This is a genomic window from Paenibacillus sp. OK003, assembly GCF_900109515.1.
GTDB lineage: Bacteria > Bacillota > Bacilli > Paenibacillales > Paenibacillaceae > Paenibacillus > Paenibacillus marchantiae.
The window spans coordinates 241000-253633 of record NZ_FOBD01000004.1; the positions used below are offsets into that span (position 1 = coordinate 241000).

The 12634-nt window shown below is 44.9% G+C and carries 8 protein-coding genes; all 8 read left to right on the plus strand.

Translation table 11 applies throughout. From position 1 onward, the window contains the following. Positions 1–3: 3 nt before the first annotated feature. The 8 genes from BMW94_RS08065 (at position 4) to BMW94_RS08100 (ending at position 12630) form a co-directional block, all read left to right on the plus strand. Positions 4–1437 carry a hypothetical protein gene (locus BMW94_RS08065; protein ID WP_090996754.1) on the plus strand — a complete coding sequence of 478 codons (1434 nt, stop codon included), beginning with the start codon at positions 4–6 and terminating at the stop codon, positions 1435–1437. Further along, complete coding sequence (locus tag BMW94_RS08070) at positions 1410–2879, plus strand: hypothetical protein (RefSeq protein ID WP_175480624.1); 1470 nt, start codon at positions 1410–1412, stop codon at positions 2877–2879. Before BMW94_RS08065 ends, BMW94_RS08070 begins: the two co-directional genes overlap by 28 nt. Next, complete coding sequence (locus tag BMW94_RS08075) at positions 2794–3474, plus strand: hypothetical protein (RefSeq protein WP_090996757.1); 681 nt, start codon at positions 2794–2796, stop codon at positions 3472–3474. The genes BMW94_RS08070 and BMW94_RS08075 overlap by 86 nt, the downstream gene beginning before the upstream one ends. Further along, on the plus strand, positions 3471–6689 hold the full coding sequence (locus BMW94_RS08080; protein ID WP_090996760.1) for an AAA family ATPase: 3219 nt from the start codon (positions 3471–3473) through the stop codon (positions 6687–6689). The genes BMW94_RS08075 and BMW94_RS08080 overlap by 4 nt, the downstream gene beginning before the upstream one ends. Positions 6690–7046: 357 nt before the next feature. After that, a complete protein-coding gene (locus tag BMW94_RS08085) occupies positions 7047–8051 on the plus strand; it encodes a LacI family DNA-binding transcriptional regulator (RefSeq protein ID WP_090997091.1) in 1005 nt (334 codons plus the stop codon). Between the two features lie 283 nt (positions 8052–8334). After that, positions 8335–9957 carry a glycoside hydrolase family 13 protein gene (locus BMW94_RS08090; protein ID WP_090996762.1) on the plus strand — a complete coding sequence of 541 codons (1623 nt, stop codon included), beginning with the start codon at positions 8335–8337 and terminating at the stop codon, positions 9955–9957. 53 nt (positions 9958–10010) lie between these two features. Beyond that, positions 10011–11657 carry a type 2 periplasmic-binding domain-containing protein gene (locus BMW94_RS08095; RefSeq protein WP_090996765.1) on the plus strand — a complete coding sequence of 549 codons (1647 nt, stop codon included), beginning with the start codon at positions 10011–10013 and terminating at the stop codon, positions 11655–11657. 73 nt (positions 11658–11730) lie between these two features. Beyond that, on the plus strand, positions 11731–12630 hold the full coding sequence (locus tag BMW94_RS08100) for an ABC transporter permease (protein WP_090996769.1): 900 nt from the start codon (positions 11731–11733) through the stop codon (positions 12628–12630). The last annotated feature ends 4 nt before the right edge of the window (positions 12631–12634 follow it).

Genomic DNA, 12634 nt, shown 5'->3' on the forward strand with positions numbered 1-12634 from the left:
ATCATGAATCCCGAGATGAAAGAGTTTATATATAAGCATTATCTGAAGAAAGGTCTGGAGCTTGAAGACAATCCAGTCACAGACGCTGGAATAATATATGCATTGGATGTCTATCAGGTATCCGCTAGAATCAGGAAAAGAGTTGCTAGAATTACGGCTATGATGATGGAGGACGATGAAGATCAGAGCCTAAATGCTTTTAGCGACATAGAAGAGAGGGCAATTCATTTATTTTACAGCACAGGTGTTCGAAAAACAGACACGGATTTGAAGCGAAGCGGATTACTGGAATCAGATATACAAGCGTTGTTGCACCGAGGTTTTATTTTACGAATTGTACGATATGAACCCGACGGAAAGACGGGAAAACAAAGTGAATACAGGATGGGCTACAGGTTATACCAACTGCTGGAACTGAAAAAGGTGCAAGAAGAAGAAAAAAGCCAGGAGTTAGTTGAGGATTGGTGCAGTGCTTTAACGACTGTACTGAATGCTGTAAAAGAGGACCCCAACATTTTCCCAGAAGACTCAGCGAGAACGAATCAAATATATGAGTACCGCCAAGCCTTCTGGCGCTTTGTGGAGAGGTTCGTTTCAGTATTGAAGCAAACATCTGGCATGAACGAAATTGCTGACTCTTTGGAGGTGGATCGTTCAGCCTGGACCCATAAGAAACTTTTACTGTATGTCGAGTTCGTTATAGCTGTTGCCGAGATTGTTTCCATCAAGACCTCTTTTGACTGGAAAGAGATTGGGGCACGACATTATCGTACGATTGGTGGCTCCAAACGTTTTGATATACACAAGCTCTCTTTTTTGGAGCAATTCGAGCAAAATCTCGGATTTCCGTTGCATGTCATCGGATTGTCCAGTCAAGGTGTGATTACACCTGTCTATTTTGCAGGTCAATTAAGCGGAACGGGTGGATTTCAGTATCCACAGGGTTTCCTGCATGCGACGACGGATCTGACGGTATTTAGCACTCATTTCTATACGACATGTCGTGTTCTGTGGATTGTGGAGAATCGTGCGGTTGTTACACGAATGGTAGCAGAGCCTGATTTTCTGATGCGTTCAGACAGTTTGGTGTTGGGAATAGATGGTCAACTACGAGGTGGACACCGCAAATTTATTGCTGACGTGCTAACACATTCTAAACACTTGGAGCAAGTGGTAGTCTGGTGTGACATCGATGATGCGGGATTCGTTATCACGAAAAATGTGGAATCCTTGTTGCAGTCTCACACGGCTTTAATCACCAAATGGATTCTTCCGATCTCGTCCGCCAATCAAAGGGAGCAATTTCAAGGTGAAGCTCACCAATGGGCATCTTTCGAGACCGAAATGGAGAAAAGGCTTGCTCTCGGGCACGCTGGAGAACAGGAAGCCGAGATGGGAGGTGCGGAGCGTTGGATGAGTTGGTTGGCAACAGTATGATCTCAATTCTGGGCGCTGATACCCCGGACCATCTGCAAAAGGAAGCGCTAAGGGATATCGTCAAGCTGGCAGGTGTGTTAACCGAGCTGCGTGAATATTTCGAGGAGCCGCTGAAAGTGCTAGAGGTTCTGAAAATGTTGAATCTGATTCAGCGTGAAGCCCTTGGACTGGACGAGCCATTGGAGGATCAGGAGGCTTTGTTCTATCGCTTTCGGAATCGTTATGGAACTGAGCCGAATATTCCGATGGAGCGTTTGCTACATGTTTTGCAAAAATATAACTGGATCATTCGCGGCAAGAAACGCTTGACGATGATGGATGCGGGAAAACGCATGATGGACATGCTCATCCGGCTTGCCAATGATTCACTCGCGTATTACATGCAGGATGAAATTGCCCGTTCCTTGTTTCAGGCGAAGCGAGATGCGGACCTAAGTGAGGCCTATGATGACAAAGGCATTTCGGGAGGTAATCGGCTTGCAAGCATGATTCGTAATGTTGAAGATGCTGTAGACAAATTGAAAGAACGCCAACTGGAATTTCTTGCTGATCGACATGCGCTGCCACAGATTCAAATCATTGTGGAGCTTATGCAGGAATTAAAGACACGGATGAATGAACGACTGGAGCGGTTTTCTACATTTGAAGAAGGATTTACCTTTGCCCCGATTTTGAAGCGCGGAACGGAAGTGATGTTCGAGGGGACTCAAGTATCGATGGGGACGTTGAACAAGTTTCTGAAATTTTCGCATCTACAGCAAACAGAAGTTGGACAAGAGATATCTCCACAAGCGATTCGTCAATTTATAATTCAATCGTTTCTCAAGCGTTCGGATTCGGAATTGCCGAGTGGTCATGAGATTTTGAGCTTTCTGGAGCAGGATCGTATTTCCGGTGAGAGACTGGATGGCATGTGGGTCCCGGTTCAGTTTGCTTCTCCCATCTCCAACCGTCAACTGGCCGATACCGTGCACTATCTGGAGAATTATGTCCCTTCTACGGAGCCCGTTCAGGAATACACTGAGCCGCAGTATATTCAGGCAGAGGAATGGACGGAAGAGGAACTGGAAGCTAGGTTGCAGGAAGTGGAGTGGCATATGACCAAGACGAACATTCGAACGGATGAAGTGGAGCGTGTATTGGAGGAGAAAGAGCGTTTGGGATTACAGGAGCTGTTGCTGGAGGCGGGATCGCATCATTGGTCAGATGCAGTCAATGCGTTGCTCGCTGTCGCGGCACTTACTGGTGCTCAGAAAGCATCGATTGACGAGAGTACAGAAGTACAGCCTGAAAGTTTAACGGAAGGAACAATTCAGGACAAAGAATGGGAGATTGTAGAGAGAGGAAGGGGTAAATATGCCGTTCAACGAACTGGAGGAAACACACAGCCAGCTTCCATTGGGAGCGATGGAACGACTGACCGCGGTACTGAGCCCGGATGAGGAATATGCGTTTGTGCAGATTATGTTTTCTTCTTCCGCATCGGTGCGAAGTGACAGTTTTGGATTGTCCAAGCGTGAGGTGATGAAGATTTTGAAGTTAAAGCAGGAGGATGAGCAAGGACTTATTTCTTTTTTGAAAAGGGTAAACCAATCCATTAGCCGCTACTTTCAGGTCGTCTATGATGAACGCAGAGACCGGATCGTGGCCCTGATTCATGTCCCGGCCAGACAGGCCAGAGATTTGCTTTCATCTGAAAGCCTTGCGCTCTTGATGTTCATTTTTTATCATCAGGAGGTTTTACAGAATGAATATACGTTATTTGCACAGCTGCTCGAGGCCTTCGGGCATGAATCGCTGGACGTGCGGCGTAAAATTCTGATGAACCTGGATGCGCTGATGAAACTTGGGGCAGTTGTGAAATTCGAGAATCCCTCCAACGAGGAAGCTTACGCGCTGACAACGATTGGAAGTCGTCTGTTCTCGGATTCGTATTTGAAACGGTTTGCCGAATTTAGTCATTCTCAGCAGCTTCATATGGACGATGTGTTGAAGTTCTTCAAACGTTACAACCTGACGGCAGGTGCAGACTCATGACACCTTGGGCTATTCGTTTTAGCGGCATTCGGGATTTTGTGGATACCCAGCTTGAACTGGGTGATCGTCAAGATCATGTTCTGATTGGAGGACCGAATGGATCGGGTAAATCGACAATCAGCTTTTGCATAGGCGCTGTGCTGGCTTCTCAAAAGGTGCTAGTCGATGGTTTGCGTTCCCGTAACTTGCCACCTGATCAGGTCTGGAGAGCAACGATTGAACTGGTGTTTGAGAATAAGGGCAATCATCAAGTGGAAGCTGCCGATTATGTTGGCTTTCGGCTTAATATGGAGCAAAAACCAGGAGATCCCGTTAAGAAAGAGTTTTGGATATACGAAGGAGACGAAGAGTGTAACTGGCATAAAGAGACTCGTTATGTCGCAGGTGATAGCACCAACCATCTACATGAATATCGACATCAATTGCAACATAAGTACAAAGTGGACCCGGATACGTTTTATCTCATCTGGTATCAGCAGGACGTGAATCAGTTCGCGGTGATGCGTCCGGAGGAACGATTCCGTATCTTCAGCGAAATGACAGGTATTGACCGGATGCAGAAGCATTGGGAGAGTGTAAAAGAAGAACAAAAAGAAGCGCAGCAAGCGTTACAGACCGCAGAAAGCAACCAGCATCAACATAAGCTGAATTTGGGCAATTGGCAGCAGGAGAAGGATCGTTTACTCAGCCGTAATGAACGGCGCTTACTTGGTCTGCAGCTTACGTTAACGGCCTCTGCTACACTCCGTGAGAAATATGAACAGGAATATCTCAGGCTGAAGGACAAACTGGAAGAGATCGAGGATCGTCACGGTGAGGAAATAGACAAATGGATGAAGCTGGAGAGTGACCATAAACGTTATGACGAGGAAATGAAGCAACGCACTCAGGAAAAAGAGGTCATGGATTGTGTACTGGATGAGTTGGAGATCCAGGTAAATCACCTTAACGAAGAGCATGATGCACGGGTGCTGGAGCACCGAAAGTTAGCGGATCAGCTACAGGAGCTGCAAGAGCGCATTCAGAATGTACCCTATGCAGAAGCAGAGGTAAGAGAACGATTGCAGACCCATCAAGCTGAACTTGATCGGCTGGAGCAAGAGCTCATAGAAAAGAAACAGGCGCATATTCATGCGGATGAAAAGTGGGATGCGCTAACGAAGGTTTCGGCCAAGCTTGATTATGAACTCAGGCAGCATGAGATCAAACTAACAGAAGCAGAAGCGATGGTTGCGCAGTATGGCTCAAGCAGCAGCCTAGAGCTGGAAGCGCAGCAACTAGAGAAGAAACGCATTGAATTACAGGATCAACGGCGCAAGCTTGAAGATATGCTGCAATTGCTCCGTAAGGAGAGACAAGCATTAACTCGGGATGAGGTCAGAAGCATTAGACAAGATACATCGATTCGGAGTTTGGAAGAACGGGGACTCACGGTGTATACGTTGAGGGATTTGCTTGAGATGGATGAACATTCTCCAATGGAACTGGAAAAAAGGCTGGAGCCCGTCAAATATACGTTGTTTGTGAATGGGAAAGGCTTTCGGGCGCCAACCGATCTGTATCACGTCGAATTGCCAGAGGTTGTACCCGAAAGAGCGCTCGATGTGTTGGAGGAGCAGGGACTAAGAGTTAAGCAGGGATTGGATGATATCCGGTATGCGGCGGCGCAGAAAGCGCTCTGGTGGATTCATACACTGCATACGCCAGTTAAGGACCAGAAGCCAGGTATGCAGAACGGACAGTTGCTGGATTCGTGGGGCCGCCGTGGAGCGCAGGAAAAAGAGCAGTGGCTGCTGAATCCACGCGGCGTTGCACTCCGAATCAGACAAACGGACGAAGAATTGCTCAAGCTGGAGCAACGTCTGGAGGATATCCATAAGCAATATGATACATGCGAAGAACGTTTGACGTCGATTCGATCCATACTGCATCAGATTCGGACGGCCGAGGGTGTGATCGCGGATGTGGCTCGCAGAGATTGGGCCAAGCAGGAGTTGGAGCGTACAAATCAGGAACTTCAAGGATGGAAAGCGAAACGAGATCAGCTCCAACTGGAGCAAGAGGCATTAAGTCAGCCTATTGTGATGCTGCGTTTAAAGCTCCAGACGTTGCAAGAATACATGAGCATTTATCATGAGGCTAGTGATCAGAATGTGGAACTGGAGCGTCTCCGGCAATTGGGGCATGAACTGGAACGTAGCAAGTCACACGTTAAACAGCTAGAGCGCGAATTGGAGGACAAGCTGGCGGAGAGCGATCAGTTGGAGCGTACGCTGGAATCAACGGCCCGAAGACTAAGGGAAAAAGCGCAATTTATCACATCAACCAATCGGGTTCTGGACGATCTGAAGCTGGAAAAGCAACAGGTTAGCGAGCGTTGCGGTGTAACGGAGCAAGCTTATGCAGCCGAACAACAATTTTATCTCAATTGGGCAGAGCAGCTTCCCGCCGTATTTGCAGCTATTACAGAAGAGCAGCCGGACTTTCCCGTCAAGATGCAATGGAACGAAGCGGAAGCTCGACATGAGAAGGAAATGGCTTTAACGCAATTGCAGCTCGCTTGCAGAGAGGCGGTAGATGAGAATGCACTTGAAAATTATGAGAAAGTGAAACAGGAATATGACCGGGGAGCCCAGGGGGTGCTGGAGGCGCGTTCACTTTTGCAGCAGCTCGAAGAGAGTCTGGAGGATCTGGAGGAAAAGCTGATGAATACCATTCATTATGAAGTCAGACGAATTCATCAGCGCTTTGTGCATTATATGGACAAGTTCTCCTTCGATGGTGAAGTCAGCTGGGACATGCAGGAGCAGAAACAGGGGAACGTTAAGTATTTCCTTCATATTAAAGCACGCAAGCAAGGGCATCGGGGTACACTGGAAGAGATCAGCATGAAAGGTCGAAGCGGCAAAGTTGGCAAGGGTGTATCCGGTGGCGAGGAATCGCTAGGTTCGTTGCTGTTTGCACTGGCACTCATGAAAACCATTGACGCGAATCCAGGCTACATTATGCTGGATGAATTCGACAGTGCCTTGGACGAGAGCAGGAAAGCCAAAGTATTTGAACTGTACCGTGACGAATTGGCACGCAAAATGATTATTCTATCCCCCAAATCCCACGAGTCCGATTACTTGAACTATTTCAGCGAGGCCTTCGCTGTGTACCACGATGCCAGAATAACACGCAGTGCATTGATACGGATCAAGAAAAAAAGTTGATGATACAAGAACATAGTCATTAATCTTTCTTGAACTTGATTAATGGAACAATAGAAAATATGAACCGAACATGACCACCCATCTGGCGGGTGGTCATGTTTTTTTGTTGACTGATGGGATGTTGCCAATAATGAGCGTGCCAATCCCAGTCTTGACTCACCATACAGAGTTAAGTACCTCATCTACTTCCTTGATCTGTGTGCCGATATCCAATGTACCTCAGGGCTTCAATGATTGATTGGTTTGAATGCGATTTCATTGTCCCATTTACAAGAGTCGTTGACAAATGAAAGGGTTGTAATTATACTTCAGTTAAACGTTTACGTAAGACGTATATTTAAGAAATGGGGTGAGACTATTACTCCAACGATTAAGGATGTAGCCAAAGCGGCAAACGTATCCGTAGCCACAGTTTCGAGAGTGCTCCATAATTTAAATGGCTATTCTCATAAAACAAAGGTTAAAGTCCTTGAAGCTGTTGAAGAACTTGGATACCACCCTAACGCTATTGCTCGGGGACTCATCAATAAAAGGACACAAACCATTGGCGTTTTGTTTCCCAATGTGTCCAGTGGGTTCACGTCCGAGATTCTTTATGGTATTGAGGAAGCTGCCAATGAGAAGGATTACAGTGTAATTGTATGTAATACAGCAGCAGATGGAAAAAGGACCATGAAATATTTACAGGTTCTTCGAGAAAAACAGGTGGATGGTGTTGTATTCACAAGTGAGCTATTGAAAGATGAATACTATCATCAGTTGAAAAATATGAAGATGCCTGTTGTATTGGTTAACACACATTCTGCCAAATACTCAATCCCGTATGTGAAGGTCGATGATCGGCAAGCTTCTTATCAAGCAACTGCCTACTTAATTGAAAAAGGACACACTGACATTGCGATGATCGGTGGAACTCCTTGGGACACTGTAGCAGGTATTCCTCGCGTTGAGGGTTACCGACAAGCTCTTGCAGATCACGGGATTCCTTTTGAAGAAACTAAAATAGCTTACGGAAATTTCCATATGGAAAGTGGAAGATCAGCTATGGCGAAGCTATTGGAGGAAGCACCACCTTTCACAGCCCTTTTCGCAGCTAGTGATGAAATGGCGATTGGAGCTATGGGAATGGCTTTTGAAAAAGGGATAAAGGTTCCAGAAGAGCTTTCGATCATCGGTTACGACGACTTAAATTTAGCAAAAATCATTTACCCGCCTTTGACAACGATTCATCAACCATTGGCTGAAATGGGACGTATTGCTGTTGAAAAATTAATAACATTAATTGAAGAGCAGGGAGAGGTTCCTAGCAGTATCGTCAGCCATTCCATTGTGGAAAGACAAACCGTAAAATCTAAGACATAACTTTAACTCTGTAATAAGGCAAATGGTTACGCTCCGGTATGTAGATAATCGCTCTATAATATCGGAGGTAATTCTGCATTGGAGGTGAGAATCTTTTTTTTGCAATACAGAGTAAACGTTTACGTAAAATTCAAGTGATCTACATTATTTTAAGTTTAAAAAGGATTCATTCGGTAGTGTAATGATGTTGAATCATGGTGTTTTAAGCACCTTTAGAGAGATTAAGTCAACTTAAACGTTTAAGTAATTATCACAAAACGATGGACAGTAAGGAGTGGACGTTTTGAAACAAAAATGGTGGCAGACTGCGGTCATATATCAGATTTATCCTCGAAGTTTTCAGGATAGCAATGGCGATGGCATTGGAGATTTGAGAGGCATGATCAACCGATTGGATTATTTGCAGGAATTGGGGATTATGGCTATATGGCTAAGTCCTGTTTATCAGTCTCCTAATGATGATAACGGATATGATATCAGCGACTACCAAGCTATTATGCCAGAGTTTGGCACAATGGAAGATATGGATGAGTTAATTGAGCAAGCAGGTCAGCGCGATATCAAAATTATTATGGATTTAGTTGTCAATCATACCTCAGATGAACATAAGTGGTTTATTGAATCTCGGAAGAGCAAGGATAATCCATACCGTGATTATTACATTTGGAGAGATCCGGTAAACAACGACGTCCCCAACTCCCTTCGTTCAACTTTTAGTGGAAGTGCATGGGAGTACGATGCGGAGAGCAATCAATATTATCTTCATCTCTTCAGTAAAAAACAGCCGGATCTTAACTGGGAGAACGAGAAAGTCAGACAAGAAGTATGGGACATGATGAACTTCTGGCTGGAAAAAGGGGTCGGCGGTTTCCGAATGGATGTTATCGATTTGGTGGGGAAAATCCCCGATCTGGGAGTAACCGGCAATGGGCCTAAGCTGCACGATTATTTGCAGGAAATGAACCGAGAAACCTTTGGGAAATACGATGTCTTAACCGTTGGAGAAACCTGGGGGGCTACACCTGAAATCGCCAAGCTGTACTCGGACCCCAAGCGCAACGAGTTGTCCATGGTCTTCCAATTTGAACATATTGGTTTGGACCAACAAGAAGGGAAGGAAAAGTGGGATCTTAAGCCACTGGATGTGAACGAATTAAAACAGGTTCTTAGTAAGTGGCAGGTCTCCTTAGGGAACGAAGGTTGGAATAGCCTGTTTTGGAACAATCATGACTGTCCACGGATTGTGTCGCGCTGGGGGAACGATTCCGCATATCGGATCGAAAGTGCAAAAATGTTTGCCATCCTGCTTCATCTCATGAAAGGGACGCCTTACATTTATCAGGGGGAAGAGATCGGAATGACCAACTACCCTGTAACGGATATTAACGAGGTTCAGGATATTGAGAGCATTAACATGTATCATGAACGATTCGAAAGCGGATACAAACATGAAGAAATTATTGAATCTATCAATGCTAAGGGGCGGGATAACTCCAGAACTCCGATGCAATGGGATGATTCTGAACAGGCCGGTTTCACATCAGGAATACCGTGGTTGCACGTCAACCCTAATCATCGGGAAGTAAATGTGACAGCCAGTCTGGCAGACCCGAATTCGATCTTTTATTGTTATAAACACCTAATTCAGTTAAGGAAAGCAAATCCTATTCTCGTGTGGGGAGACTATGAATTGGTAGATACACCAGCGCAAGTATTCATGTATCTAAGGCATGATCAAGACCAAACATGGGCCGTAGTTGCGAATTTCGGTCCAGAAAAGGCGACTTTAAATATGCCGAATTTTGGTCAGAGCCAGAACATAATCATCAGCAACTATGATCGGGAATCCGTTGATTTTGCCAATCTGTTATTACATCCTTACGAAGCTTTTGCTGTTGAAGTGTAAATTAATGATCAGAACCTTGTTGTAATACATCTTAGTGTTGGGGGTAGCATGGAATGAGAAAAATATTGATATCAGCGACTGCACTGTTCATGTCTGTAAGCGTTCTTATGGCGGGGTGTTCAACAAGTTCCAGTCCTGAAGGCTCAAATTCAACAGCGACAGCCGAAGAACTAACGCCATATGGGAAATATGCTGAAACCGTTACCTATACCGTCGGAAAATCGACACCAGGCATTCCTAAGCTGCCTGCAGGCCAAAGCTACGAAGACAATGCCTTTACACAGTATTTGAAAGAAACGCTGAATATTCAAAATGAAAATAAATTCGAGGCTCAATCTGGAGATAACTATGATCAGAAAGTAGCAATGGCTGTAGCATCAGGCGATTTACCCGACATCATGGCAGTAGACGAGCAAACATTACGCCAATTGGTTGATAATGATATGATCGCTGACCTAACAGAAGTATATGAGTCGAGCACTTCGGATATCGTGAAAGAAAAATATGCTTCCTATGGGGGAAGAGCACTGGAAGCAGCCACGTTTGATGGGAAGCTGATGGCTATGCCATCAACCTCTAATGCCAATATTCCGACGATGTTATGGGTAAGAAAAGATTGGCTTGATAAGCTGGGTTTGTCCGAACCTAAGACGGTTGGAGATATGGAGAAGATCCTCACCGAGTTTGTACAAAAAGATCCTGGCGGCAACGGAAAAGGGAAAACCGTAGGATTAGTGCTTGCAAAATCTATCGGTGGTTTATACGGCTCACTATTTCAGGCCGATAATATTTTTGCAACCTATCAATCCTACCCTCGCCAATGGCTGGATAAAGATGGGGAAGTTGTATACGGGTCTACTACGGAGGAAACCAAACAGAGCTTAGGATTGCTTGCCGACTGGTATAAAAAAGGCTTGATTGATCGGCAAATGGCTGTGCGCGATAGCATTGAATCCGTAATTATCAGCGGTGAAGCAGGCGCTTTCTTCGGTCCTTGGTGGTCGGCAGATTATCCGCTAAATGATGCCAAACGCCAAAATAATGATGCGGATTGGAGACCCTATATTATTTCTAAAGATGGCAGCGGAGAAGTAACGGCATACACCCAAAATCCAGCCGCTGAATTTTATGTGGTCAGAAAAGGGTTCGAGCATCCGGAGCTGCTTCCGAAACTCACCAGCGCACTGAATGACAAGCTGGTAAATGAAGATCTGAACTATGAACCGGTTGTCGAATTTATTAAAGGTGGATTCGATGGCGGCAAACCGCTGGGAATTATGGTGAACTATAACGATGCAACCGCACAAATGTACAAGGATTTGAAGGCGACCGTTGATGGGGAGAAAGAATATGAAACGTTAACGCTGGATGACCGAACATCGTACGATAAAATCGTAGGTTACATGAAAGACCCGGAGAAGGCCGATGCCAATCAATGGAGTGGATACATGTCCAGAATGGTAGGAGCTAAATTAATGGCGGAAACAAAGGTGAATGATGTACACCCTGTATTCTTTGGTCAAACCAAGAGCATGAAGCTGAAATGGACGAACCTGGTCAAATTGGAGGATGAAGCCTTTCTTAAGATTGTGATGGGAGAGGAGCCATTGAGTTATTTTGATACATTCGTCGATACTTGGAACAGAACCGGAGGAAGTGACATAACCAAAGAAGTTACACAGGCCATCATGAATAAATAAATAGGGTTGAAGTGGGGACAAGTCAAGCTTTGTGCCCACTTCTAACATTTTTGAAAGAAGGTTATGGGAAAGTATGAGAAAAGGGAAAAAAGTGGTGGGACAGCTTGGGTATCATTTGATGATGGCGCCAGGTTTTATCTTTTTGATCATCTTTAGCTTTGTCCCAATGTTTGGCATCCTGATGGCGTTTCAAGATTATACTCCGGCGAAAGGGCTTTTCAGATCAGCTTGGGTGGGCTTGGAAAATTTCAAATATATGTTCGAGATTCCCGATAGCATGAAGATTCTAAGAAACACAGTGGTAATCGCTCTTGGGAAAATCATCTTTGGAACCATTGTACCTATCGTGTTTGCCTTATTATTAAATGAGATCCGACTAAAATGGGCGAAAAAAACGATGCAAACCATCGTGTATCTACCTAACTTTCTATCCTGGGCGGTTGTGGCTGCTGTTGTCATTAACGTATTCGACTACAATGGACCCGTCAATCAAATCGTACAATTATTCGGATTAGACCCTGTTCTTTTCTTGGCAAGCAATGATTGGTTTAGAGAAATTATCATTGGTACGGATGTGTGGAAAGGATTTGGATATGGGGCTATTGTGTATCTCGCCGCTCTAACGGGCATTGATCCGGGGCTTTATGAAGCTTCGTCGATTGATGGGGCCAGCAGATTCAAACAACTGCTCCACATTACACTTCCAGGAATCTTGCCTACGATCATGCTTATTTCAGCTTTAAACTTAGGAAATATCCTTAACGCCGGTTTTGATCAAATTTTTGCCCTATATAATCCGATTGTCTATGAAACCGGGGATGTTATTGATACCTATGTCTATCGTGTTGGTCTGCTTGGACAACAATATAGCTTTGCAACTGCAGTTGGTTTGCTTAAATCAGTGGTGTCTTTTACCTTGCTTATAGCCGCAAATCAATTATCCATTAAACTTGTGAAAATGCGGATTTTTTAAGGAA

Bases quoted from the DNA above. Each gene is read 5' to 3' on its own strand.
- BMW94_RS08075 (WP_090996757.1), top strand. From the start codon at position 2,794: ATGCCGTTCAACGAACTGGAGGAAACACACAGCCAGCTTCCATTGGGA.
- BMW94_RS08065 (WP_090996754.1), top strand. From the start codon at position 4: ATGAATCCCGAGATGAAAGAGTTTATATATAAGCATTATCTGAAGAAA.
- BMW94_RS08095 (WP_090996765.1), top strand. From the start codon at position 10,011: ATGAGAAAAATATTGATATCAGCGACTGCACTGTTCATGTCTGTAAGC.
- BMW94_RS08080 (WP_090996760.1), top strand. From the start codon at position 3,471: ATGACACCTTGGGCTATTCGTTTTAGCGGCATTCGGGATTTTGTGGAT.
- BMW94_RS08100 (WP_090996769.1), top strand. From the start codon at position 11,731: ATGAGAAAAGGGAAAAAAGTGGTGGGACAGCTTGGGTATCATTTGATG.